Genomic DNA, 26,258 nt, shown 5'->3' on the forward strand with positions numbered 1-26,258 from the left:
GACAAGCCCTTACAGCTCGAGCGCGATCTCGTCGGCGCTGTTCGCGTTGCGCTCGACGTCGGTCATCTCGGTCGTCGACAGGGTCGGGGCGTAGTGCTGCCGGGGATCGAACTCGGGGAACTGGTCCACCCGGTCGAGCACCTCCCCCACCAGCTTCTTGAGGAACAGGCGCGGCGCCACCCCCACCTTGCCGCCCAACCCGCCGGCGACCGCACGGGCCAGGGCATCGAGGTACGCATCGTCAACCAGCGCGGACACCCGCTCCGGCGCCGCCGATCCGTCCGCGTACAGGTCGCGGACCCGACCGCCCAACTCGACGAGCGAGTCGACGGTGAAACCCGGCAGGCGAATCTGCACCGCGCGCGGGTTGTCGAAGCGCGGATCGGTGGTGAAGTCGACGGCGAGCCGCTGGGCCAGCGGTGCGAGCCGCTGCACGCCCTGCGGGCCGTCGTAGAAGGCCGGGGTGCCCGTGATGACCAGATACAGCCCCGGGAACCGCCCCGAGTGCACCTCGTCGATGAGCTGCCTCAGCGCGTTCAGCGCCTTGTCGCGGGCGTCCGACCGGACCCGTTGCAGCGTCTCCACCTCGTCGAGTACCAGCAACAGACCGGGGTGCCCGCTGTCACGCAGCACCGCGAGCAGGCCCTGCAGGAAGCTCAGTGCCGCGAAGTGGTCGAGGTCGCCACGGACGCCGGCGACCCGCCGAGCGGCGGCGGCGACGTGCGGCTGTCCGCCGAGCCAGGCGAGAACCGCGTCAGCGGTGGCCGAGTCGCCCAGTGCGGTGGCGGCCCGGTAGCCGCGAAGCGCCGCGGCGAAGGCGGGGGCGCTTCGGCTGACCGTTGCGAGGCGCTGGTCGAGCAGGCCCTCAACCGCTCGGTCGAGGGCGGAGGTGTCATCGGGCGCGACGTCCCCCGCTGCCAGGACGTCTTCTTCCAACGCGTAGAACCATCCGTCCACCACCGGTCGCAGGGCACTGGCCGAGAACGTCGAGGTGGTGAGCCGCTCGGTGAGTCGGCGGTAGACCGTCTCGAGCTTGTGCAGCGGCGTCTCGTTCTCCGAGACCTGCACCTCCGCGGTCGCGAGGTTGGCCCGTTTCGCCCGCTCGGCGATCCACCGGGTGAAGAACGTCTTTCCGGATCCGTACTCACCACGGACCGCTTTGAAGACGGAACCGCCGGCGGCGACGGTGTCCAGGTCCGCCCCAATCGCGGCGCCGAACCGGTCCAGCCCCACGGCGAAAAGATCCAGTCCGGCCGACGGCACCGCACCTCGCCGAAGTGCGTCGATCACCTCACGCCGGCGGGCCGGGCTGACCGCACTCACGAAGACCCTCCGGACAGCCGAAACTGCTCCCGCAGCAGGCGGATGTCCAGCCGGACGGTCCGATTGTTGTCGGTCAGCGACAGCACCGGGTAGTTGTCCACGTTGAAGATCCGCTGCAGGGTGGTGGCGAATCCGGTGGCACGAGCCGGCACCTCGCCGGCCCGCTGGGCCAGCACGGCCACCGGCAGCACGCCCTTGGCGTCCACCAGCGCCCGCAGCGCCGCCTGAATCTTCTTGACCTCCAACCGGCGCGGGGTCAGGCCGTGCTGCGCCTCGAACAGCTCGGTGGCGAGCAACGCGTCCACCAGGTCACCGGCGCCAGCAGCCGGCGCCGCTGCGGGCACCGTGGTGCTTTCGGGTACGTCGAACAGCGCCTCACCTGCGGCCGCGGGCGCCTTCCGGCGTGCCTTCGGTACGGGCGTCTGCCGCGCCGGGGCAACCGGCACCGGCGCGGCAGTCGTCGGCTCCCACCAGTCCGGCCGGCGCTCCTCGACGGGTGCCCAGTCGACCGGCGGCTCGGTCACGTTGGGCAGCAGGTAGGCCAGCAACGGAATGGTCACCTCGGCGAGCGAGGCACCTCCGTGGTAGCCGGCCTTGCTCGGGCGGTACCGCAGCAGTGGATCCCACAACGCGATGATGCGGTTGCCGTCCGCGACGACGCGGGGGCCGGTCAGCTCGACCTCGCCGGGACCGGCGGGCCCTGGGCCGGTGCGGTGCCGCGCGGAGGCGGCGTCGAGCGCCTTGACGTGCTCGCCGCCCCGCTCAAGCACGTGGCCGTGGTCGCTGGTGATGACGACCGCCCGCCCGGAGGAACGGGCCTGGTCGAGCAGGCTCCGCAGGAAGCCGAGGTCATCGAGCTGCCAGCCGGCCTCGTTGCCCTCCCGACCGTACGCCAGGGAGTCGTCCACCGTATTGATCACGACGGCGACGACGGGTGCCGAACCAGACACCGCCTCAGCCAGTCCGCCGGCCAGCACCTCCCCCGCTCCGCCGCGCGCCGGGCCCTTGTGGAAGATCCGAGAGTCTCTGCCCCACCGGCCGTCGGCGAAGAGCCTGATCTCGTGCTCCTGCTTGCCGCCTCGCAGCGCGCCAGCGAAGAGCGACGTACGGGAAACCGCGGTCAGCGTGGGCAGGGCGGCCACGATCCCTCGCCGCTGGCCCGCGCCGGACCCGGCGAGCGGGTCGTACTCCACCCAGTGCGGGGACAGCTGATCGGCCAGTTGCACGGCGACCGCGGCGCTCATGCCGTCGAGCACGACGAGCAGCACCGGCCGGTCCGCGCGGATCAGCGGGTCGATCACCCGCGGGAGCAGGTTTTCCACAGTCAGCAGGCCACCGTCGTTGCCGGGGCCCGCGGTGGCCCAGGCAGCCAGCCGGCCGGCGAAGGCTCCGTCGAGGTCGCGGCGACGTTGGTGCGCCCGCTCGTGGATCTCCCGGAACGCGTGCTGCAGCTCCGGGTGGGCGTCCTCGCCCGCCCACACGTGGTTGAGGGCGAGGTCCACCCAGCCCCATTCGGCTATCTGCCGGTCCACGCCGTCCGCGACACTCTCCGGCGCTGCCACCGCCGTGCCCAACCAGCGGACGAGCCGCTGCGCCATCTCGATGCGGCGAACCCGCTCGCCTTCGATGTCGGCGAGCCGGTGCTCGGCGAGGTGCTCGACGGCCTGGTCGAGCACCGGGTTCGCCGGGTCACGCAAAGCGGCGAGCAGCGCCTGGGCGGCGGCGGCGATCCGCCGGGTGAACCCGGTCCGCAGGATCGGGCTGTGGCCGGCGCTGCTGACCGCGTTGAACTGGATGAGCAGTTGCTCGGCGCGGTCGAGGACGGCGTGCCCCTGTCGCTGCACCTCCGGCACCGGTGCGCTGAGCAGCGCGCTGACCACCTGCACGGCGGCCGCCGCGAATCCGCGCACTGTCGCATCGTCGTTGAGGTTGCCGAAGTACTGGTCGACGCGCCCCTGGGCGCGTACCGCGTCGGCGCTGTCAGTACTCCAGAGCGCGTCGCAGACCAGGCCCAGCGGCAGGGCTTCCGCGCCGTGTCCGGCCGCGATAAGCGCGAACAACGCCTTGGCCGGTCGGCCGAACTGCTCCACCAGCCAACGGGCGAGCCCGTCCCGTTCGGCCTCCCGCAGCAACCTGTACGCCTCGACGGCGCCCGGTTCCGCGCTCCAGCGCAGCAGGGTCGTCACATCGAGGTCGTCCGGGGCCTCGCCCCGATGATCGAGGCCGAGACGCACCGCGGCGAGGTGCCGCAGCGCGACGTCCCGGGTCAACACACGGGTGGTGAGCTTCGGCCAGCCGGCCGGCGGCATCGCGTCGAGCAGCGCCACACCGGCCCACGATTCGCGTTCCAGCGCGCTGTCCGGCACCTGCGCGCCGAACGCGTCGACAACCAGGTCCCACGGCTCGACGGTGATGACCCGCTGCCGGAAGATCCGGCTCCGCACGCCGTGGTGCAGCACAGACTCCGGGACGTCGGTGAGCAGCACCAGCACCTCGTCGCCCCGCTCGGCGACGAGGTGCTCCCAGACGGCGAGCGGCGACACGCACGGCACGACCCGGATCGGACGTCCATCGGGCAGCAGCACCATGGGGTCGTGCGGCCACGCCGGTTCGGCCCGCACGACCATCACCGGGTACGCGTCGCCGTTGCGGTGCCGTTCGAGCTGCTGCGCCACCTTCTGCCGCAGCGCCACCGGGTTGATCCGCAGCGCCTGAGCGGCGGCAGGTGCCTGAGTCACGACACGATTCTCCAGGTCACCTCGATGGTCGCGTCACCCTGGTCAGCGGCGAAGGCACGCAGTTGCTCCACGGCTCGGTCGAGGTCGCCGGCCGCCACCGAGATCCGCCCACTCGGCTTGCCGACCTCGCCCTCTGGAATCCGAGGCGTCTCCTCGTCGATCGGGCGGCGCGGTTGGACGATTTCGTCCTTGCCCTCGTCACGTCCGGGCACGTAAACGATTTCCGGCTTGCGGGTGGCGCGACGCAACAGTGCGGTCGCGTCGCCTTGGGCGCGGCGCAGGGCCGGGGCGAGTGGCGAGGTCAGCTCGTCAGCCTGCGCCACCCGGCGCAGCTCGGCGAAGATCGCAGCCGCTTCGGCCGCGTGCGGCTCAGGCAGACCAGCCACGATCTCGAAGGTGTCCCAGGGCGCGGCGGCCAACGCCGCCGACACCTGCGAAGCGCTGCTGATGCTCCGACCGGTGCGGTCGGCGGGGCCGGCGAGTTCCGCGCGGGCGAGCCGTTCGACCGCCTCCACCGCCGACCGTCCGTTGACCAGCGTCTCCAACAGGTCAGCGGCGGCCCTGGCCGTGGCGAGCCGGCCGGACTCCTGATCGATCTTCAGCCAGCTGGCGTGCTGTTGTAGGCGAGCGACCAACCCGTGAGCGGCTTCACGATGACGAGTCGCACTGGTGACCAGGTCCCGGCCGAACATCGCCACCAGCCGACCCCGGCGCAGGGCGAGCGGCTGAACTCCGAAAACCGCGGCGGACCGGGCACGGGCGATGTCCCAGTCCTCCTCGCCTGGCAGACGCTGCTCGCGCAGCGTGTGATCGGCGGTGATCCTGCCTAGCTCCGGAGCGGGGATCACCTCGCTGCCGTGCAGGTGGAACGCACGGTCGGTCTGCTCGGCGAAGGTCGCCACCACCAGCTGCGCGACGATCGGGTCGAGACCCCGAGGGCTCGGGTCGTCGATCCAGCGCAGGAGGTCGGCCACCCGCAGGTCGCCCGTGATGCCCTCGGCGGCGGCCCGGCGGTGAAAGTGCTGGGTCCACTGCCCCTCGATGACGAACGCCGCCTCGTGCATGGTGCCGAGCTGAAGCGGGTTGGCGATCCGGCGCAGGGTCTGCCGGTTTGCCCGCTCGACCTCGACGCGTCCCTCCGGTGACTCGACGGCCCGCCGGACGTGGTCGAGGACGACCTTGACGTCAGGCAGACGTACGGCCTCGCCCTTGCGGTCGGGGTCGAAGTCCGGGTGGGCCGGGAACTGCTGGCCGAGCATCTGGTCGCCGATGCTGCGCAGCGCGTCGTTAAAGGTGGCGCCCATGGGCAGCTTCGGCTCCAGGGCGCGGGTGAGGGACTGGAGGTGGTCGTCGAATCCGAGCTGCACGTCGGTGGGCTGCTTGCCGGCCAACCCGTACGCCTGGCGCAGCACGGCCTGCATCTTGGCCAGCAGCGCGCTGCGCTGGTTGGTCAGCGCGGCGTGCGCCCGGCGCCGGTCGTCGGGGTTGAGGTGCTCGGCGTGGCTGTCGAAGCGCTGCCCTTCGAGAAGCTTGTCGATGATGACGAGCTTGCCCAGCTCGGTACGGCGTTCGATGGTCAGCGCGGCGGGGATCCAGCAAACGGTGCGGGGGCTCATCCGGCTGGAAAGCTCCTGCACGCGCTGCCGGTCGTCGGCCGGGCCGTGGCTGCCGTCGTCGAACGGGTAGTCGATGATCATCCGCCAGCCGGCCGGGTCGTTCGGGTGGAACGCCTCGTCCCGGATGTCGTGCGGGTCGCGGACGTTGCCGTAGACCAGCTCGACCGTGCGACGACTCCCCCGCCAGGTCAGCCCCGCCTCGGCGAAGAACGAGTCGCTCCACGGCACGCCGAGCTGCTGCCAGAGCAGCCGCTGGACGATGTGCTTGCGAGCACCCTCGTTGTCGTAGTGCTTGGCGGTGGCGAGGACGCTGTCGACGTCCACGCCGACCAGCTCCAGCGACACGATCGGGTCGTCGCCCTCGCCGATGCGGATCTCGGCGAACCGGCCGGCCCAGTCGGCGAGCTTCCGGTTGACCTGGGCGACCTCGCCCCCGGGGATCGGGCTGGTGATGCTCCCGTGGTTGAGCGCCGAGAGGCGTCGGGCGGTGAGGTTGCGCAGCGCCGGAACGCTGGGGGCCAGGGCGGCGAGCAGCAACGTCTTGATCAGCCGATCGTCGCCCGTGAAGGCCCGGATACGCCCGACCATCTCGGCGGGCTGTGCGTCGCCGCGTCGGACGGCGTCCAGGTCGTCGTCGGTGAGGTCGTACTGGCCGAGCAGGTAGGGGCGCAGCTTCAGGTCGTAGAGCTTCTGGGCCATCTCGAACTCGGCCTTGAGCTTCTCGGTGAAGGGCTGGTCGCCGCCGCCGCTGATCACGTCATAAAGGTCGCCGAGCGGGACGAGCTGACCGAGGCGCAGGGTGTCGCGGCGGTCGACCAGCAGCTGCCGCATCAGCTTGAGCGCGGTGCGGGAGCGCTGCAGCGCGCTGGAGACGTGCACCAGCGTGGAAAGGAACGCCGGGCTGAACGGGTACGTCGACCGGAAGGCGTCGATGTCGGCGCCGCTGCCCGAGTCGGTGCCGAGCAGGGTGTCGAAGACCTCCCGCCGTACCTTGGTGGTGGCGTCGAAGGCCCTGCCGATCGCCTCGCCGGCCGTGGTGTCGCGGGGTTTGAGCAGCCGGCGGCGGGCGATCTCGGGAAGGTTGCGATCCTCCAGCTTGATGACGTCGAAGCGGCCGCTGGCCAGGTTGAGCGTGTCCTGGTAGCTCAGCTCGTTGGCGCCGGTGACCTCCTCACCGACGAGTTCGCGCAGGTCGCGCTGGCGGGCGATGAAGCTGACCACCGGGATCGGCCGGCGGGTGTCGCCGCCCTCGACGAAGTTGGTGATCTTCTGGATTTCCCGGGAGACGAACTGCTGGTCGCCGATGGAGTTGGCCAGCCAGAGGATCAGCTCGTCGAGGAAGAGGATCAGGCCGTGGTAGCCGAGTTCCTTGGCGTGCCGGCTGATCTCGGTCAGGCCCCGGTCGAGCGAGACGAACGCCTCGGCGTCCTCCCGGGCGTTGCTGAAGAAGCCCTTGTTCCAGCTGGTCAGCAGGTCGTTGACGAGCTTGCGGCGCAGCTCGTCGGAGTACGCGCCGGCGAACGCCTGGTCCAGCCGCTCGGACGTCCAGAACGTCTCGCTCTCGCCCCACTCGTCCTCGACGTCCCCGCCGGGCAGGCCGTCGATGAACTGCTTGTCGCCGATCTTCTCGCGCAGCGAGGCGGCCTGCTCCAGCAACGCATCGGTGCGGTGCACCGCCGGGATGGGCGCCTCGGGGTGCAGGGCGCGGACCCGGTCGACGTAGCCGCCGAGCACCCGCTGCTCCAGCGAGCGCGCGTCGAGCAGGTGGTACGGCACCAGCAGGAACTTGCGGCCGTCCAGCCAGACGCTGTGCTTGGCGACCAACGGGGCCAACTCGTCGCGGCCACGGGCAGCGGGCTCGCCGCGCAGCAGCGCATGCAGCACGGCCATGAAGTGCGACTTGCCGGAGCCGAAGGAGCCGTGCAGATAGGCGGCCTTGGAGGCGTGTCCCTCGACCGCAGAACGGATCAACCCGAGCGCCTCGTCGAAGTTGCCGACCAGCCGGTCCGTGACGACGTAGTCGCGGAGGGTGGCATCGGCGTCGGCGACACTGTCGGCAAGCTTGAGCACGAAATCGCTCATGCTCGTGCGCTCCGGGATGTCGATGTAGTCCCGGAGCAGCGGCGCGGGGGTGGGCGAAGACATGCTGCATACCGTACCGAGGGAGGTGCTGATCGCATCCGCCCTGGGTGTGGAGCGGGTCCACACCGCCACGGGCTCTGGTACGAACAGGCGTACCCCTTCACACGAACCGTCCGGGGCAATGAACGATCGGCAGAGGCACTGTCCGGTACATGTCATTGACAGGGCGTCACGAAGCTGACAAGACTTTGCATTCCCACGCCGCCGATCAGCCACAAGCCGACGGTCGCCCCTCGTGATCCGGTCACTGTGTGCGACCCGCGCTGCCACTACCGCAGCTGCGCTGGCCGATGGGCAGGCCATCGGCCAGCCGCCTCAGCGTCCTCGAGCTCCGTCCAGAAGCGATGCGAAGTGCTGCGCCAAATCCGGTGTGGACATGTAGAGCAGAAGGGAGTTCTCGTGGAACTTCATCCCCGCGGCGCTGTTCGAGTTCCGCATCGGCGCGTAGTGAAGTGGGCGGTGGGCTGATGCTACGGATCATGTTGTGCGGCGCCCACGACACAGAGCGCTACCGCGAGGACTTCATCCACGTCGCCAACGGCTTTGACGCGGAGGTCTGGCACTACCTGTCCGGAGACATCCTGCACGTCAACCATGCGCAGGCAAGCTGGGAGACCAACTCGCGCGACACCGTGCAGCACGCACATGTGTGCGTGTTCGTCATCGTCGAGGCGTACGGAGAGATCACTTGGAGGACGGAGCTGCGGGAGGCGCTGGCCATCGGGAAGCCGACCCTGGTCTTCTGCCTGGATCGGACCTACCAGGTGTACAAGACTCTCACCAGAGAGGCTGCCGGAATCCTCGACCCCGACAAGCAGAAGCTTGTCGACATCCTCAGCGAGGTGGAGTCAGAGCGACGGCTGACCATCGTCCCGTTCTCTTACGGAGGCTTCAAGGACCGCTTCAAGAGTCAGCTGTCCAGACTGACGGAACTGGCCCTACGCCAGATGGAGGAGCGCAACAAGCGGGCTGCGGTGGTCCGGCTGTTCAATGAGCGCACTCGGCTCAGCCGGTCCGAACTACTGGTCGGCGCTGAAATCGCGGTCGACGAGTTCGAGAACAAGATCGCCCGTAAGCAGGCGATCCGCGTGCTCGCCGCGCACCGTGCCGCAGACGAGGAGATCATCATCGCGCTGATGTCCAGCATGGAGCAGGGCGTACAGCGACTCGCGATCGAGCTGCTACCGCAGCTCTACGCACCCCGGCCCGCCGATCCGGACTTCTTCGCGCACTGCATCTCGGTGGCGAACCGGGCCGCTGACGTCGGCGTCGCCAGACGCCTCATCCCGGCGCTGGTCGACATCGATCTGCCCGCCGCCGTTCGCGCGATGGCCACGCTCGAACTTGTCGAGTCCGGTGCCCGCCGCCGGCTGGCCGAAACCCTCGAGACGTACGAGCAGCGCATCACCGATCCCGAGGTGGTCGACGGCGTGTGTTCCCTGCTCACGCGCTGCCTGACGAGCGAGGCGGAATTGGACTGGAAAAATCGCTGCCGCGCGTTCTACGAACGGCTGACCTCGGGTCGGCCCCGCGACCGCGGCCAATCCAGCCACAATGGGGATGGAGAGCCGCAATGTCCGGACGACGGCAACCGAGCGGCCGATTGAGCCACCCGAAGCTCCAACGCAATTTCGTCCGAAAGTCGTCGTCGAATTGACAGATCTTGTATAGCGCGTGAATCAGGGGTTGCGGTTTCCCTGTAAGTGGAGTGCACTCACTTTTGCCCGGACGATGGGCAGAAGGCCGGTGCGACCGAGCAATTAGTTCTGACGCATGCGCCTTCTCCGCCAAGAACGGCATAGGAGGGTCAACATGGCGACTTGGGCCGACCTCAAATCCTACGTACGGTCGAATTACAAGATTTCCGATGACCAGCAAGACCTGATCAAGCTCGTCTTCGAGACCGGGAACCTCCGTTCGCAGGTGGTGCTGCTCTGCCATGTCACCCTGGCGGACGGCTCCGAGGAGTGGGTGCAGATCGAGTCGCCCTTCGGGGAGTTGCACTCGGTCAACGTGGTGCAGGCGCTGCTCGAGATTGGAAACACGGTCTGCGGTGGGATGTCCGTCGTGGGCGACATGGTGACGTTCCGCCACGCCGTGCCGCTGCTCAACCTGAACATCAACGAGTTCGAACGGCCACTGGCGCTCGTGACCTCGACCGCCGACCGCCTTGAGCAACTTCTCACCGGGGCCGACCGGTACTGAAGCGTGACGCGTCGAGGGCAGGCAGGCGAAGCCGACACGAAGCAGGCGTGGCGGCTGGTCTTCGAGAAGAACTGGCGCGGGTGACGCGCCACCAAGTGAAACAGGAGGCAAACGTGGGCTGTGCATGCGTCAAGGCAGGCAGATCGAAGTGCGCGTGGTGCAAGGAGGCTGAAGGGCTCAGGCGGAAGCCCTCGGGCCACAACTGTCAATGGGGAACCTGTTCCTGAACAGCCGAGCCATAGCTGCCCCTGATCTGTCCGAGCTGGCCAGGTCAGGGGCCTTCGGAGCTGGGCAAACCTGCTCAGTATTCGTGCTCGGAGAGGACTCCACACGCCTGGAGGAATGGATGGGTTTGTTCGGCAGGAAAGACAAGCAGACCGCAAGGGTTTTACCACCGCCGCCCCCGTCGGCGACCCGGGATGATCTGGACGTCGCCCGGCGAGTCGTTCAAGACTTTCTCGTGGTGGTCGGCAACGACGCGAGCATGCGGCGGACAGCACTGGCGGTGTCGCGCGCCGGCGGCGGCCCAGCGGATCTGGAAACAGCGATGAGGAACATCCACGAGACCGGCCAGACGGGCATCGATCGCCCGTGGCAATGGCTCGCCGCCGTCTGTCGAGAAGCACGCTCGGCAGGAGACGCGGCCCTCATCGCCGCCATCGCCCTGTTCGTCAACATCTGGGACACCCAACTGCGCGACAAGGTCGGCTTGGCCGACACGACCGACATGATGTTGGCGCCCCCGCCGACCGAAGTCGCTCAGGAGGTCTACTCGGTCGCGGTGCTGGCCCTGCCCGATCACGCCGTGAACCAGCAGGTGGTCGGCAATGTCAGTGGTGCCGTGCGGATCGGCGACGTTCGGATGAAATGTGCAATCGACGTCCTGGATGCCGGATACGCGATCTCTTCAGAGGTGAAGGCGGCGGCACAACGGATTCTGGACCGCTGACCACGTAACCAACCTCTGCCCTGTCTACGAAGGATCACCGATGGACCACCTGCTGGATCTGGCACGTCAACAACTCGAACAGGTGAAGAATGCCCTCACCAAGATCGGTCTGCGGTACACCGAACTCGATCCGTTCGTCATGGGGGTCGGCGTCGGAGTCCCGTTCGGGCCGGCAGACTACGTCGTCATCTCGGTTTCCGGCGGCGGCAACGAGTCCATGTTGAACGTGACCTCGGGGGTCCTCCAGGACCTTCCTCAAGACCCGCTCAAGGTCCTCAGCATCTGCAACGTCCTCACTCGCGACAATCCCACCTTCCCGCACTTCCTTCACGACGCGGAGGCAGGCTGGGCCGTCCTGGTGCAGCACCGGGCGCTCGCCTCGGTCCTGTACGACGTACCAGGAATGATGCAGGTGATCGTCGAGAACCTGCCCGTCATCGCACGGCAGAGCCGCGAGCAACTGACCGCAGCCGGGGTGACGGGGCGTCCCTACGACTGGAACGCCACTGAGGCGAACCACCTCCTCATCCGCTCCCTGATGTAGGCGGTGTCAGGAAAGGCCCCTGGTCGTCCAAGCCTCGTTCCGCCGTCGGCTCGTCCGCCTGCTCCGCTGCCCATCATGCCCACCCCGTCCTCTCCACCCTCAGCAGATCTATGACCCGTGGCGGGTCAGGTAGGCGCGTAGGTGGTCCTCCCATCGCCGACGGACGACGTCGTACGGCTCGGTCCACTGGGTCGGCACGGGACGTACGGGCAGGCCGACCGATTCAAGGAAGCACTCGACCGGAACCCACGGGCGGGTACGGATGGGTACTCGGTCGATCTCCTGCCGCAACGCTGCCAACCGGTCCCAGTCGTCGGCGAGTCGCGCGTCGCAGAACTCCGCCAACGCGTATCGGAAGCCGATCGCGCCGGTGAGCCCGGACGCCTGATCGAGGCTCTTGAGCCGGTCGAGCAGGATGGACGCTTCCGTCGGGTCGGATCGGTGTAGAAGAACCGTGGCCAGCAGAGCGCACCGGGTAGCGACGGTATGGCCGGCCAGCTCGGCGTCGTCGCGGAAGTTGTTGACCTCCTCGACGTCGAGGTCGTCATGCAGGAGAGCCCGACGTTCGAGGTAGAGCCCGAATTCCTCGAGGTACTCACGCTGGCGCCCGGAGCGCCGCAGCTTCAACATCTTCTCGCCGATCTCCTCGAAGTACCGACGAGGCCGACCGTGTGCATACTCCTGGCTACGAGTAATCAAGGCTCGGACCCGAAGGCCCACGGCGACGTCTCGGGCATCGACGAATCGGCGCGCCGTGCTCAGGGCCTGCGGTCGCTGCCCGAGGTGGAGTTCAGACGGCTCCTCCTCGACAAGCTCGTCGAAAACCGCCAGCGCCTCTTCCCAGCGGCACTGCGACTTCAGGGTGTAGCCGAGATGCCGGTGAGCGACTTGGCGCAACGGATGATCTGCGCGGGAGATCTCCCGCAGGAGCCGCAGTCGTTCCTCGACGGCCGTGTCGAGCGATTTGGCGGTGATGAAGTTCAGGACGTGCCGGCCGTACTCGGTCCTGCTCCCGGCTGGCACCCGGGTGCTCAGGCCCTGCACGGCAGGGCTGAAGACCACAGCGCTGGACAGCCAGTCCGCGTAGGAGGGACTTCGCGAGGGCTCAAGGGTCGTGTTCTGCTCGCACACCAGTTCGATGGCGATGCCGATCGCATCGAGGACCCCGGTGTTCTCCTCTATTGCCTTGGCGTCATCGTGCATCTGCCGCGCCGCCACCGCGGCGCGAGTGGCGGCCAACTCCCAGTCGCGCTCGGACCAGCCGCCGGTGACCTGGTGGTCGGTGCGGCGGATGGCCTCTCGCACTGCGTCGTGCAGGCGGTACGGGAACCGTCCGCTGTCGTGCCGTTCGATCATGGGACGGGTCACGGCACGTTCGGCGCACCCGTGGTCGACGTCGGCGGCCGCCGCGATGAGTGCCGTGTCGAAGACGCGGAACAGGCAGGCGGCGCGGATCGCCCGCTGCTCGTCGGCCGGAATGTCGTCGAGGACGCGCATCACCAGCGAGCCGAGCCCTCCCGCCACGTCGGCGATCTGAACCATGCGGCCCTGACCCGCCTGCTTGATGGAGATTGCCACCTGGCGGGCGAGTTCGAGATACTGCGGCAGCCCGGCCGACGATCGGACCAGTTCCTCGATCACCTCGTCACTCATCGGCAGGTCGAGCTGACGCCGGGCACGCTCGATGAACGTCCGCGCGTCGGCTGGTGAGAGATCATCGACGGAGTGCTGTCGCGGTGACTTCTGCGCTCCCGCAACCAGGCCGGGCCAGGTCCACGGGCCCCGATGGAGCAGGTCGGTCCGGCTCTCCCGGTGCCAGTCCAGCTCGTAGCGCCCGGTCAGCACGAACAGGACGTTGGGCGAGCGGTGGATCAGCCTATTCAAATGGCTTTCGGCCACTCTTCTCGGGTCCAGCGTGAGGCGCTCGGTGGTGTCGATGAACACCGCCACGAGCGGGGACGGTGTCATCCTCGCCAGCTCCCAGGACAGGAGCGCCGCGATCTCACAGGCGAGCGCGGGCCGCGACTCGGTGGGGCTGGGTTCGTCCGCGCAGCGCAGGAGAAAGTCCTCGAAGCCGGTGTACGACTCAACGCCGAGCCGGATGTCCCTCCGCCTGCGCAGGACACCGACGATCTTGCGCACTCCCCACACGCCGAGGCCGACGGGAGTGCCGGTGACGTACTCGCCCACCGATCCGAGATCGTTGAGGATGTTGCTGGTCGTGTCGGCGACGACCTCGGCGTACTCGCTGCGGCTGTCGATGCTCGGCAGGGGATCGCCGGGGCGCACGGCGGACCAGTACGCCGCGAACGCAAGATCGAACAGCGGCCACCGGCGGCGAATGCTTGCCACGCCCGTGCGCAGGGCGAGCAGCAGTGCCGTCATGTCGACCTGGCCGGCGGAGGCGTGCAGATCGAAGCGGACGACCGCGTCCACCTTCGTGGATGGCGGGGGGCCCCAGCCGTTGACGAGTGGCAGGTCGCGCTCGACCCACGCCTCCAGTCGCTCCGACAGCGCCGTCTTACCGATGCCGCCGAGGCCGTGGAAGGTGACGACATTGCGCCGTTCGGTACCCAGCTCGTCGTCCTGGTCGATCAGCCGCCGAAAACTCGCCAACGTGGACTTGAACGCCTGCGCCTCGGTCTCGCGGTCCGTGAACAGCTCAACGGCGCGCGCCTCCCATTGATTATTGTCACCACCCGGGCGAGGAACCCTCATGGAAACACTTCTACGTGTCGGGGTGACACCCGACAAGGCGCCAAAGGGAAATCAAGGTGAGCGGTCGGCCCTCAGCATCCGTTTTCGTCAATCGATCTACGAGCCGATCGTTTCCTGCTCCGGTCGGCCAGTGCGGGCAGGCCGGCAAGATGAGCCGGCCTCTGTCACGCCTACTCAGGCTTTCTCGTCGCGTTCCTCGTCGTCCCCGCGCCGACGGAGCGTTCGCTCGGCGATCCGGCTGGAGAGCTTGCCCGTCGCCCACTTGGCTCGGCCGAGGGTCTCGTTGCCAAGGCGCTTGGCGGCACCAACGCCGTCTGCTCCCGTGTCGAGCGCCTGGTCCCTCACCTCCTTGGCCGCGTCCGTCCATCGTCTCGCCTCTGATGACTGTCGATCGCCCTCGATTCCGAGCCGCCCGTGGAACTCGACGATGGCGATCGAGACATGGTTGCTCGACTTCACCACAGCCGGGGAGTCCATCGGATTCAGCAGCACCTTGGCGTTGGCTCTGCCCGCGGCCGCGTCCATGCGGGCCAGCAGGCGCTCGGTGCACCGGGAGATGAGTTCCAGCCGGTTCTGCCGGGCAGTCCTCAGCCCGAGGCGATGCCCGTCCAACTCCTCCGGCGACGCGTCCAGCACCCGGTCGAGTTCGAGCACGGCGATCGCGTCCTGCAGCTGGAAGCAGCGAGCCAGGACGACGAGCCACTCCTGTCCCTTGGACTCTGCTTCCCTGGCCGCCTTGGCGAGGTCACCGATCGTGGTCTTGCGCTCCAGCTTCTCCGCGAGCGCGTCGAGTTGACGCAACGCGTACGCCTGGGTTTCTGCGATCGTCGCCGGTGCGCCCTGCACCTTCGACCAGGTGACCTCGTCGACCCGGCCCCTCGCCTCTCGGATGGTCATGGCCTCCTCGATGACGAAGCCGACTCCGATCATGCGGGCCAACACGGCGTCCTTCTGGGCGCGGAGCACATCGTCGACCTTCTCGTCGATCGTGGCGAGATAGTCGGTGATTTCCTTCATGCTCTGCTGCATGGCGAGCTGCGCCATGATCCCCGCAGCGCCGGCTAGCATCGCCGGGTTGCCCGCAATCGCTCCCGGCGCCTTCGAGATCTGGAGCCATGACTTGATCGAGCCGGGATTCCCCACCATCGCATGACTGACGCCCGGCGTCTTGCTCTGCATCAGTCCGTATTTGTGGACGATCTGCGCGGATTCCTTGGTCAGCTGCACCCAGCGACCCGAGTGGGCGGCAATCTCGGAGCCTGCCTGTGCGGCTGCAGCCCCGGTGCTGAGGACAGACCCGAGCCGAGGCAGTCCGAGGTCCTTCGACGGCAGCCCCTCGGAGACGAGGAAACGTTCGACAGCCGTCGGATGCCCGATGACCGCCAGCCCGTCGCCGTCACTGATCAGCTGAATCTCGTTATCCATTATCGGCTCCTGACGTGCGGGAAGGGTGGACAGCGACGCCCTCTGCTCTGGTCACTGCTTCGCTCTGCGGCCGCGGGTCGCCTTCGCCGGGCGCCACGACGTGAGCGCCTCGTCGGTGAGGTGCAGGCGGTTGGTGGTCTCGGAGAGGAACCCGTCGTAGATGTCCGCCGGCGAGGCACCCCACTCCGGGTCGAACTCGCCGTGCCACTGGCGTACCCAGGGAAGGATCTCCCGCAGCCCCGCGACCAGCGGCAGCAGCCGGTCGTCGGCCCAGCCGTCCTCCTGCTCCCGCGCCACGATCAGGGTGGCCAGGGCCTGGGCCTGCTCGCGGTGGTCCCAGCCAGCCCAACCGACCAGCAGCGACGGGTCACCGTCGCGGCTGGCACCCGGGTACGACACGAACCGCTCCTTGGGCACGTCGAGCTTGCCCCGGTGCCGCCAGTAGCTGGTCTTGAGGAAGTCCGCAGAGGTGTATTTCGGCGGCACCGGGATCTGCTTGCGGAACTCTCGCTTCGCCGCCTCGTCGGGCAGCGCGTCCTCCTGCCGCTGCAGGTCCCACACCTGCTCCCAGTCGGCGCGCTTGGACAGGCCGGTGTCCTTGTAGCGCAACGCGGCCAGGTGCGGCACGTGCTCGTCGGCGACCAGGTCGGCGATCACCTTGCCGAGATCCTGACCGGGCGCGTAGATGCCGGCGACGGTGAGCACGTCGCCGTCGCGGCGCAGCTCGTCGGCGAGCTGGGCGGTGGTCAGCGGGCGCGGCTGTTCGAGGCCATCGACGTGTTGGTACCAAAACTCCCGCGCCTCACACCGGTCCAACAGCCAGTCGCGCAGCGCCTTCTGCTGCATGACCTCCCAACCGTCGGTGGCCCAACGCCGCTTACACTCCGGCCGCTCGATCAGCCCGATGTTGCGGTTGCCCTCAATGACCGCGATCCGCCGCTCCACGACCGCCTTGTACTCGTCCGACCAGTGCGCCGGCAACTCCGTGATCGGCGTCGACTTGTGTCGCTCAAACCACTGCGTCTCCGCCTCACCGGCGGCCATCTTGCGAGCAAGAACAATCTCGAACGCCCGCTCCCCCAGCTTCAACTGCGGCACCGAGCCGGCCGTGGCGGTCAACTCCTCGTCCAGCAGCCCGTAGAGCGAGTAGACCTGCCAGTCCAACTCCTCCTGCAAGGAGATCATCCGCGCGCGAATCGAGTGCCAGTCGTCGCGAGCGGCAGCTAGCCACTCACGGGTGGGCGCTCCGGCGGCCGCGACGGCCGTCGGGGTCACCGTGGCGAGCCGCTGCGCCAGGCCGTCAATCTTCCGGCCCAGTTCTAGTGGGTACGCCGGGGGAAGTGGAAACTCTTGCAGCTTGGTGCCGGTGAATTCGTAGAACCGTTCCCAGTCATCACTCGTGAAGCCGCCGCCCTCACCACGAATTCCCTTGTCGTGGCTGACCTGCTTAAGCCAGAAGCAGGCAGTTGAACTATTGAGCAACCCAAGCAGCCGTAGATGATCTTCCTCCGACGCCACCTCCGGCAACTTGATCACCGGGGCGTGCCGGTTGAAGACCTTCCCACCGCGATCCAAAACAAAATGGTTATGTGTCGCAACAACCGCGAAGGATATCTTCATCGAAGCGGACCATCTCGAAGGATGGAAATCGGAATATTCGAACCAAGAAAGCCCTCGATCTTCCTGAGTCCCAGAAAGGGCCTGACGCGTGCGCAGCTGCGCTCGGCAGGTCCAAAGAACCCGCCGCGCGGCTTCTCCAATCGCTGGAGTCCGACCATCGGCGGAGTATGGGAAAACGACATCGCTTTCGGGGTCGTTACTAAAGTCACGAAGGGATGTGCCGGTGGTGAAAGGAGCAATCCGGGTCTCGGCCGCCAGTCGCCGCCCGAGGGACCGCTCGACCAGGTACACGTCATCGGCACGTGTAACCGCCATGAACCCGGTCGAGCTGATGACCCCGGCCAGGAGCTGCTCGGATGCGCTGACGATGTGCTGCAAGACGTTTACAGCGCCGCCACCGCTCAGACTCCACGGGTAGGCCGCCAGACGCTCCCGCGGAGTGTCCGCAACGCTGACCCACTCTGACTCAGAGTCAACCTGGTCAATCTGGGAAACGATGGCTTGCCAGACAAGTCCTCTGCTCGGGTCGGCGGGAGCGCTGGGCTCCCCCCGAATGCCGAGCACACTTCGCACGGTTGCACCGCGGTTACGTTTGCGGTTGCGACCCACCAGGATCACCGTCGGTGTGCCGTGCCCTGGAATGTATGCACCGGAGGTATCGATGACTTGCGTCAAGTCAACCTCTTGGCCAAAGACGTGTTCAATTAGTTTTCTACCGAACTCACGCTTCATGAACGAGTTAGCGGTGATTTGGCCGACCATACCCGCACTCCTACCGTCCGAATCGGCCGGTATCGCCAGCTGAAAGAAGCGCTGGGCGAAGGGCACCGAGAGGGCGTACTGCATGTGGCAGGCGGAATAGATGGCGCGATAGAGGTCGTTGAGGCGCTTATCCTTGACAGTAATGTAGGGCGGATTACCGACCACGACGTGGTAGCGGCCCTCTTCGAGAATGCCGGGATAGTCCTGCCCGTCCTCGGTGGCGTAACGGAAGTCGGCCAACTCGTCCGCACCGCCGAAGAGGTCGAGCTGCCGGTGCTTGATGAGGGTGTCACCGACCGCCAAGTGGAGCGGGAAGGCGTACCCAGCGCTGTCGGCGAGGCTCTTGAAGTCGCATGCCCCCAGCGCGGCGACCAGGAGGCGGAAGCGGGCGATGGCTACCGCGAAAGGGTTGATGTCCACGCCGTGGACAGCATCAAGGGCGAGGCGTACCCGCTCGTGGGGGTCGCGGTTGGGGGCTTGCTGCTCCCACTCCTTCAGCAGCCGCTGGAAGGCACCGAGGACGAAGTGGCCTGAGCCGCAGGTAGGGTCGATCATCTTGACCACGTCGTGGCCGAACTCGGCGATCGCCGGGGTGAGGGTCAGGTCGAGGATGAACTCTTCGACGAACTCCGGGGTCTGGAGTAGGGCGTAGGTCTTGCGTGCGGCTTCGGAGAGGTCCTGGTAGAGGTCACCGAGGAAGCGGGTGTCCCACTCCGGGTCGGTGAAGTCCTGGACCAGTCCGCCGGCCTCGCCACGCCGACGCCAGAAGGCGATCAGGTTCTTGGCCTCGTCGTGGGACAGCGGGATCTGGTACAGCGGGTTGTGCCGCTTGTCGAAGAGCGACTTGCCGGCCTGCGTGCTGGCGATGGCGTCGAAGCCCTGGTGCAGCCAGTCGCGGAGGGTCTTGTCGGGCTGGTCGCGGAAGAACTGTGCCTCGGCCTCCTCAGCGAGGACCAGACGGTCCCCCGGGCCAGCCAGGTAGGGGTCGGGCAGCAGGCCGTTGTCCTCGCAGAAGCGCACGAAGACCGTGCCGAGCACCCAGGCGACAGCGGCCTGAGTGACCCGCTCATCGCGCCAGGCAGCCCAGGTGGCGGCGGTGCGGCCGACCTTGAAGGCGTGGTCGTATTCGCCACGCAGACGGAGGCGCACCTCCTCGACCGACTCGACCTGCTCCCGCAGGTCCTTTTCCAGGTTCTTGACCTGCTTCTGCAGGTCGGACAAGAGCAGTTTCCGGTCGATCACGCGCCGACTCTAGTCGTCCCGCTCGTGTGACGGTGTTACCCGTAAGGCCCGTTTCGGCTGACAGGTCGCTACCTACGGCTCCCGCATCCAGGTCTTTGGGTCGGTCACGAAGACGCCCTTGCCCTGCTGCCTCCGGATAACCCGCAGCGCCTCCAGCCGGGCGTAGGCCATCTGCACCGTCCCGTGGCTGACGTCGTAGCGAGCACGCAGCTCAACGATCGAGGGCAGCTTGTCCCCGGGCTTCAACTTCTTCGACCTGACGTCGGCGATCACATCATCGGCGATGCGCCAGTAGTCCGGCACTTCTCGCATGGCACTCCTCGCGTGGCAATCCGATTTGATCACAACGCGACGCGCCTAACAAGCAGCGTTGACTCATCTGACATGTCTAGCTATGTTGATTCGGAGCCGCTCCTCGCGTGGCAACGAGTTCGGCTCATCCCCTGGTCGGGGCGGGTGCGTGTGCCCGTCCCGACCCACCGGACTGCTCTGCTGTCGTACCGCCGAATTGGGCTGCGGGGGCGGAGCGGGCGGGTCGCCCGCGGCCCCCGAGCGGACGGCCCGCCCTTCCAGACCCCATCACCAGGACCTTCCGCGCTACCGCCTGCCCTCAGAGAGGATCGTCGTGGCTCAGGTGTATCGAGGTGGCCAGCCCTACCCCGCCGGCTACCCAGGCCGGTTGACGCCGCACGAGGTGCGGACCCGCGAGTTCGCCGCGTGCCGGCGCGGCGTCGACCCCGATGAGGTACGCGAGTTCCAGGCCCGGGTGTCGGATGAACTGGCCATGCTCAACGAGACGGTACGGCTGCTCAGCCAGGAGAACGACCGGATCAAGCGGGCGCTGCGCGACTGGCAGGCCCTGCACGCGCGGGAGTGCCGGCCACCGAACTCCGGCCACTGGTGACCGCGCGCCCCTCCCCCGGCGACCTGCTGATCGTCGACGGCCGGGCCTCGGTGCAGTTCGCCGGGCACCGCGCCCTGACCTTCCGCGTCGTGTCGGTGTCCGCCCAGCCGACGTACCACGGCTGGATCTGGCTGACCGGCTACGTCCTCAATCGGCGCGGCGAGGCGACCGCCAGGCGCGAGGTCTACATCCAACTCGCCGGCCTCCGCCCGGCCAACGCGAGCGCATGCCGGTTGCGCGAGCGCACCCTCGCTGCTCGACGCGTCGTTGAACCCGCTGGCGATCACAATCAGCCCGGCGGCACAGGCCCCCCCGACCATCGATCCGAGCCCATTGTTCAGCTTGGTGCCGCCGATACCCTGCAGGTGCCTATGCCGGGTCAGGCCGAAGGTGGTGCCAAGTGCTGGCGACGTGGAGAAGAGTCAGGACGACAATGACCATCTGGCATCGCAGGCTGTGGCGGTACCGGCTCACCACAGCCGGTGCCCTGCTGGCCGCTCTGGGCGCATCCACCGCGCTCGACAACCCGCCCGTGGTGGTGAGCATCGTGGCCGCCACGGCCGGCGCCCTGGTCGCGGCCCTGGAGATCCGCGCCAACCGGCAGCGAGCCAGGGTGGTGCGCTTTCAGGCGCGCGAGGGCGACACCTATCGCGACATTGCCGAGCAGGCGGCCCACCTGGGCCGCTTGCTGGAGAGCGGCCGGCAGACCGGCATCGTCATGGCGACAGAGAGCATTCGGCTGCGGCAGCAGCCCGTCCCGGTCGACCCCGTCATCACCGACTACGTGCTGCACCAGGACCTGAAATCCTGGTCGTTCGACTTCCTGGCCCGACATGCCCGGCGGTCGGTGATGCACAACGCCGCTGTGCTGGGGCTGGGCTCGGACCTGCCCGGAGAGCATGAGGACTGCGGCGTCACCCTGCGACGCGCCCAGTACTTCGACTTCTTCTGCAGCAACGTGCTCGCTCCGTACGACGTGCACGAGGCCGGTCGGCGAAGCCTCGCACTACGCGGGCGTGATCTCATCGTGGACCGCCGCGGTCGGCTGCGGAACCTGAAAAGCAGCCGACTCGCCAACGTCATCGGAGTTTCCACCCTGGCCTTCACCACAGACGGCCGGCTACTCGTCGTGGCCCAGACCAAAGACAACGTGGGCAGCCCCGGGCTCCTGGCCCCCTCCGGCTCGGGCGCACTCGAACCGCAGGACGTGCCGCCGCCGTCGGCTGCCCCGACGCTCCAGGAGATTATTCGCAACGGCGCCGAGCGTGAGCTGCAGGAGGAGTGCAACGTAGAGCCGGCCGAGATCGAGGACACTGACCTCCTGGGCTACGGTCGCTGGCTCAGCCGCGGTGCCACGCCCGAGTTCTGCGCCATCACCCTCCTCAACGTCAGCGGCGACCGCGTGCTCGGTCGCTCCGTTCGGCGTGCCGAGCGCCCCTATGTGGGCGAGGTGATGCTCGTGGATCTTGCGCCAATTCTCACCTGGGACCCGCAGGAACCAGCGAAGATGCTGCCACCGGACCTCAGGTACGCGGCCTCCTGGCCGCTAACGTTCAGCCTCTCCTGCCTGGCCGAACGGATGTGCACCGACTCCTGGCCGCTGGGGACCGAGGTGGCTGCCCGGCTGGATCAGTAGTTCCGTCCGTCAGACGGCAACTTCGCTGCGGTGGGCGTTGACCACCCAGGCGTCCGGCAAGCCGATCCACTCGTTGTCGCCCACCCGCACCACCGCACCGTCCAACTTGGGCAGCAGCGCCGGATCCTCCATCGGGCAGAGCACCCACACGCCCCCCACCCCACCGCGCGCCGCGTCGGCCAGTTCGTAGAGCCGGTCCATTGCCCGGTACCGCGCCAGCACCGCCGCGTCGTGCAGTAGCACCGGCCCAGTCGCGGTCGACAACGAGGCGTGCAGCGACGGCACGGTGAGCTGCCACGCCTGTTCGACGTACTCCCCGAGCTTGATTGCCGCCCGGGAGCCCTCCTCGGCGATGTCCGCACCGAGCACCGTCTCCCAGGTCGGCTTCGGCCTGGCGTCGACCAGCGCGTGCAGGTGGTCGAGGAAGCGGGCCGCCACGTTGACCGGCCGGGCGTCGAAGCGCCGGACCAGCTCCTCCCGGGCCAGCGCGTACCGGGACAGTCGTACCGTCAGTGCCCGGAACCCGCCGGCGGACCGCACGCCGGTCAGTCGCTCCTCGGCCCGCATCGCCGCCGCCAACTCCGGCGACTCGGCCGTCCACCGGCTCGGCGCGGCGGTCATCGACGGCCGCCGCTGCAGGATCGACACCGACGACGAGGCGGCTCGCGGCGGCGGTGGCACGTACCTGTCGCGGTCCCAGCGCAGCTCGAAGCCGGCCTCGGCGAGCAGCCGGTCCAGCTTCGGATGCGGGGGCAGCGGATCCAGCTCCGGGAAGCGGGCGCTCACCCGGTCGGCGACCTGCGTCGGGGTGAGCCCACGCCGCCCCTCGCTGGCCGGGGGCACCACGCCGGCCTGGGCCAGCCGCAGCGCCCGTACCGGATCGAGGTCGCGTGGGTAGAGCTCCAGGCGCGCGGTCGCGGCGGCCCGCTCCGAGGCCACCGCGGCGAGCAGCACCCTCCGCCGCTCGTCGAAGGCGTCGGCCGCCCCGCCGGGCGCGGTCACCGCCGCGAGGGTACGCAGCACCGTCGCCGGGCTGGGCAGCACCTCGCTGGCGGCGAGTCTGTCGGCGGCCTTGCCGAGCGCGTCGGCGTAGTCCAGCAGGGCCGGCGCCGCCGGGGTGTCCGGCGCGTCGTCCTCACCGGCCTCCAGCGCGACCAGCAGTCGGTCCCCGCGCGGATGCGGCTTGCCGTTAATGTCAGCGCGGGCGTGCCGGCGCAGCAGCAGGCGCGGCTCCTCGGCGAGCGCGTCGACCTCCACGGCGGCCCGCACCGCGGCGACCGCCACCGCGAGACGCAGCGCATCCCCGGTGCGCACCGAGCCGCGACTGCTCAGCAGCGCCGCGGCCAGCTCGGCGACGCCCATCACCCGGCCGCCGTCGCGCAACAACTCGATGATCTGAGTACGCACGCTGCCGACCACCGGGATCTCGTCCCAGCGTTTGCGCTGCTTGCCGAGAATCTGCGCGACCCGGGCAGGGGTGACACCCAGCGGCTTCGCCACCTGCGGGTGCTGCGGCCACAACGGCAGGTCCGGCAGGGCGCCGGCAGCGTCGGGCAGGTGCAGCGCCAGCCTGGTGGCCTCGACGTCGTTGGGGTTACGGCTGGCCGGGACGAGCAGCGTGGCGATCGCGTCCAGGCCGACGCGTACCAGATCGGGGTCACCGTCCCCGGCTGCGGCCTCGGCGGCGACCTCCTCCGTCGCGGCCTTGCGGGCGGCGGGCGTGGTGGGAATGGTCTCCCGCTCCCCCAGCCGGCCGCGCCACTCCTTGACCCGGCGCTGCAGCTCCTGCCGGGTCTTCGCGCCGAGGCCGGGCAGGTGCGCGAGCTTGTTGGCCACGGCGAGCAGGTCGCCGACGGTGGTGGCCTCCAGCCGGTGCGCGGCGGAGACCGCGCGCGGGGTGAGGCCGGCGGCCTCCAACGCGGTGGCCCGGGTGGCCCTCGTGGCCGCCTCGTCGCGGGCCGCTTCGGCGCCCTCGACGTCCGGCCCGTCGGGAGCGATCTCCGGATGGTCGGTGCCGACCGGGGCGCTGGCGTCGGAGCGGCGGAAGACCTGCTGCCACGCGTCGCGCAGGTCCTTCAGCGAGGCGAACCGCTGGCGATGATCACGGTGCAGGGCGCGCTGGAAGAACTCCACCAGCTCATCGCGGATCGCCGGGTCGAACGCCTCGGCGGCCAGCACCGGCGGGCCCTCGGTGAGCTGCGGCTCGGTGCCGCCGTCGCCCCAGACCGGCAGCTCGCCGGAGGCCATCTCGTGCAGGGTGACCGCGAGGGCGTACCACTCGGCGTGCTTGTCGTAGACCTGCCGAGTGGCGGCACCGAGGAAGGGGTCGAGGTAACGCGGCGTGCCGGCGTTGATTTCCTTGACCGAGACCCCGGCCAGGGAGAAGTCGAAGAGCACCAACTGCCTGGTGCGGTTGGGGCGGATCCGGATGGCTATGTTGTCGGGCTTGATGTCGCGGTGGTAGACGCCCTCACCCTCGAGATAGTCGAGGGCGCCGAAGAGGTAGTCGCTGTAGGTCTCCAGCTCGTCGACGGTGAGTCGGCCGTCGTCGCGCAGTTTGCGGGCCAGGGTGTGGTCGCCGGCGTGCTCCAGCACCACGACAGTCCGGTTGCCGAGCTGCAACGGCTCGGGCCGGGCCAGCCGGATCACCCGGGAGTCGGTGAGCGGGCCCAGCACCCGGGCCTCATGAGCCAGTCGAGCACCCTTCTCGTCGGAGAGCCCGACCTTGAGCACCTCCTCCCGCCGGGTGCGCTCGTTGAAGCCGAGGAATGCCCGGCAGGTCGAGCCGGTGCCGAGGCTGCGAACGATCTTCCACTCGCCTACCCGGTCGCCGCCACGCGCTTCGAGAGGGTCGACCTGCTCTGGCTCCGGCTCCTCGGGGTGCACCGAGGGGGCGGGCGGGGCGGTCAGCTCGTCCTCGACGACCTGGAGCATCTCCACGAAGTCGGCGACGGTGGTGAGCCGTTGGGTGGGCACCGGCGCGGTAGCGGCCTGGATCAGCTCATCGGCGAACTCGCTGATGCCGTCGGCGACCGCAGCGGCCCGCAGGCCGTTGTCCCGGGCCAGCCGGGCGAGCAGCTCCGGGCGCTTGGCCGCCGGCGGCTGGCCGGTCAGGATCAGGTACGCCAGCGCGCCGAGGCCGAAGACGTCCATCGCGACCGCGTCGGGCTTCGGCGCGGTCAGCTCGGGCGCGAGGTACGCCTCCGCAGAGCGCTCGATGTGCGAGGCCGCGTGCGAGGAGAGGGTGACCGGGTCACCGCTGCTTCCACCGCTGGAATCTGCGCCGCGGGTCGCCGCCTGCCAGTCGCTGATCTGCAGCTGGGGCATCAGCCATGCTTCGTCCTCGCTGCCACCTCTCCTGGCGCGTCCCGGGCTGACCAGCACGCTGCGGGCCGACAGGGCCCGGTGGTGCAGCCGCCGGCGATGCGCGTACGCCACGGTCTCGGCGAGCTGGCGGATCATCGCCAGCCGGCTCAGCGCGTCCAGGCGGTCGCCGTACTGGGCCATGTAGTGGTCCAGGCGCACCGAGCGGGGGTCGAACCGGAAGATCAGCGCGGGGCCGGCCTCGTGCGACTCCATCGAGTCGACCTGCACGATGCCCGGGTGGTTGATGCCGTGCAACGCGAGCATCTCGCGCTTCGCGGCGCGTTCGATGCTGGCCCGCTCGGTCTGCACGGCGTTGCGTTCGACCAGGTAGATGCGCACCCGGCGGCGCTCCCGCTCCAGGTCACGGTGCCGGGCCTGGTGGTCCTGCCAGGTCGGGCCGACGTCGAACGGACGGGTCTCGAGGTCCCACGCGCCGATCTGGTAGTGCCGGCGGCTACGGGCGATGCCAACCGCCTTGAGGAGCTCCGGTAGCGCCGCCGACATCTCCTTGGTGACCCGCTGGCGCTCGTCCTGTGGGGGCCGCTGCAGCAGCGAACCGATCGTCGGCAGCGAGCCAGGCTGGTGGCCGGGTGCCGGCTCCGGGCCGAAGATGCCGTGCAGGTGGTGCTCGGAAAGGCCGACGTGCAGGCCGGGCTTCGACAGGAAGACCGCCGCCTGCACGAAGGGGATCCTGACCGGCGGCCCCTTGCGCTGGGTCGCGGCGACCTGAAGCAGGGACTTGAGCTTCTTGGCCTTCATGTCCGCCAGGTGCAGCGGGTTGTCGAAGGTACGGGTCGCGCTCCCCGACGGTCCCTGCAGGATCCAGTTGGAGCCGCTGGAGATCAGCCGACCGTTCAGGCTCTTGATCTCGATGAGGTAGAGCCCGCCCGGGGCTGCGACCAGCAGGTCAACCTCGTAGGGGTGCCCGGTCTGGGCGGTGAAGGTGAAGTTCGACCAGGCGCGGTAGGGCTCGGTGTCCGGTAGCAGAGCCTGGACGTGGGCCAGCGCCTCCCGCTCGTGCGCGAACTGCGACGGCGTGATCGTCGTCCACCGGCCCTCCTGCATTCC

At 68.7% G+C, this 26,258-nt stretch carries 15 protein-coding genes; 7 read left to right on the forward strand and 8 right to left on the reverse strand.

The window, feature by feature from the left end:
* Positions 1-9: 9 nt before the first annotated feature.
* Genes brxD through pglY form a run of 3 tightly spaced genes read right to left on the reverse strand, consistent with a single transcriptional unit; the run spans position 10 to position 7,822 of the window.
* The gene (gene brxD / locus FB453_RS07765) at positions 10-1,323 is read right to left on the reverse strand and encodes a BREX system ATP-binding protein BrxD (RefSeq protein ID WP_145788665.1); all 1,314 of its coding nucleotides are present in this window, start codon (positions 1,321-1,323) and stop codon (positions 10-12) included.
* A complete protein-coding gene (gene pglZ / locus FB453_RS07770) occupies positions 1,320-4,061 on the reverse strand; it encodes a BREX-2 system phosphatase PglZ (RefSeq protein WP_145788667.1) in 2,742 nt (913 codons plus the stop codon). The genes brxD and pglZ overlap by 4 nt, the downstream gene beginning before the upstream one ends.
* Positions 4,058-7,822: a BREX-2 system ATPase PglY gene (gene pglY, locus FB453_RS07775; RefSeq protein WP_145788668.1), complete on the reverse strand. Its 3,765-nt coding sequence runs from the start codon at positions 7,820-7,822 to the stop codon at positions 4,058-4,060. The genes pglZ and pglY overlap by 4 nt, the downstream gene beginning before the upstream one ends.
* Positions 7,823-8,286: 464 nt before the next feature.
* On the opposite strand from pglY, the gene FB453_RS07780 reads away from it, so the two are divergent.
* The 4 genes from FB453_RS07780 (at position 8,287) to FB453_RS07795 (ending at position 11,517) form a co-directional block, all read left to right on the forward strand.
* The gene (locus FB453_RS07780; RefSeq protein WP_145788670.1) at positions 8,287-9,426 is read left to right on the forward strand and encodes a hypothetical protein; all 1,140 of its coding nucleotides are present in this window, start codon (positions 8,287-8,289) and stop codon (positions 9,424-9,426) included.
* A 205-nt stretch (positions 9,427-9,631) separates the two neighbouring features.
* Positions 9,632-10,024: a hypothetical protein gene (locus FB453_RS07785; RefSeq protein ID WP_145788672.1), complete on the forward strand. Its 393-nt coding sequence runs from the start codon at positions 9,632-9,634 to the stop codon at positions 10,022-10,024.
* A 346-nt stretch (positions 10,025-10,370) separates the two neighbouring features.
* Positions 10,371-10,973 (forward strand): hypothetical protein, encoded by a 603-nt coding sequence (locus tag FB453_RS07790; RefSeq protein ID WP_145788674.1) that lies wholly within the window; start codon positions 10,371-10,373, stop codon positions 10,971-10,973.
* 40 nt (positions 10,974-11,013) lie between these two features.
* A complete protein-coding gene (locus tag FB453_RS07795; protein ID WP_145788676.1) occupies positions 11,014-11,517 on the forward strand; it encodes a hypothetical protein in 504 nt (167 codons plus the stop codon).
* 108 nt (positions 11,518-11,625) lie between these two features.
* On the opposite strand, the gene FB453_RS07800 is transcribed toward FB453_RS07795, so the two are convergent.
* The 4 genes from FB453_RS07800 to FB453_RS07815 form a co-directional block, all read right to left on the reverse strand.
* On the reverse strand, positions 11,626-14,235 hold the full coding sequence (locus tag FB453_RS07800; protein ID WP_145788678.1) for a hypothetical protein: 2,610 nt from the start codon (positions 14,233-14,235) through the stop codon (positions 11,626-11,628).
* Between the two features lie 174 nt (positions 14,236-14,409).
* The gene (locus FB453_RS07805; RefSeq protein ID WP_145788680.1) at positions 14,410-15,660 is read right to left on the reverse strand and encodes a hypothetical protein; all 1,251 of its coding nucleotides are present in this window, start codon (positions 15,658-15,660) and stop codon (positions 14,410-14,412) included.
* A gap of 51 nt (positions 15,661-15,711) precedes the next feature.
* A complete protein-coding gene (gene pglX, locus FB453_RS07810; protein WP_145788682.1) occupies positions 15,712-19,284 on the reverse strand; it encodes a BREX-2 system adenine-specific DNA-methyltransferase PglX in 3,573 nt (1,190 codons plus the stop codon).
* A gap of 72 nt (positions 19,285-19,356) precedes the next feature.
* Positions 19,357-19,596 carry a winged helix-turn-helix domain-containing protein gene (locus tag FB453_RS07815; protein ID WP_089020718.1) on the reverse strand — a complete coding sequence of 80 codons (240 nt, stop codon included), beginning with the start codon at positions 19,594-19,596 and terminating at the stop codon, positions 19,357-19,359.
* Positions 19,597-19,909: 313 nt separating this feature from the next.
* Between FB453_RS07815 and FB453_RS07820 the strand changes: the two genes are divergently transcribed.
* From FB453_RS07820 to FB453_RS07830, 3 genes are read left to right on the forward strand one after another with little or no spacing between them, the layout of a single operon-like run.
* Entirely contained in the window at positions 19,910-20,188 is a 279-nt protein-coding gene (locus tag FB453_RS07820; protein WP_486480200.1) for a DivIVA domain-containing protein, read from the forward strand.
* A complete protein-coding gene (locus FB453_RS34810) occupies positions 20,185-20,625 on the forward strand; it encodes a hypothetical protein (RefSeq protein ID WP_486480201.1) in 441 nt (146 codons plus the stop codon). Before FB453_RS07820 ends, FB453_RS34810 begins: the two co-directional genes overlap by 4 nt.
* Positions 20,622-21,824, forward strand: a complete 1,203-nt coding sequence (locus FB453_RS07830; RefSeq protein WP_145788684.1) for a hypothetical protein — start codon at positions 20,622-20,624, stop codon at positions 21,822-21,824. The genes FB453_RS34810 and FB453_RS07830 overlap by 4 nt, the downstream gene beginning before the upstream one ends.
* Before the next feature lie 9 nt (positions 21,825-21,833).
* Here FB453_RS07830 and pglW read toward each other — a convergent pair whose 3' ends face one another.
* Positions 21,834-26,255: a BREX system serine/threonine kinase PglW gene (pglW, locus tag FB453_RS07835; RefSeq protein ID WP_145788685.1), complete on the reverse strand. Its 4,422-nt coding sequence runs from the start codon at positions 26,253-26,255 to the stop codon at positions 21,834-21,836.
* Positions 26,256-26,258 lie beyond the last annotated feature (3 nt).

Source organism: Micromonospora sp. CNZ322, assembly GCF_007827755.1.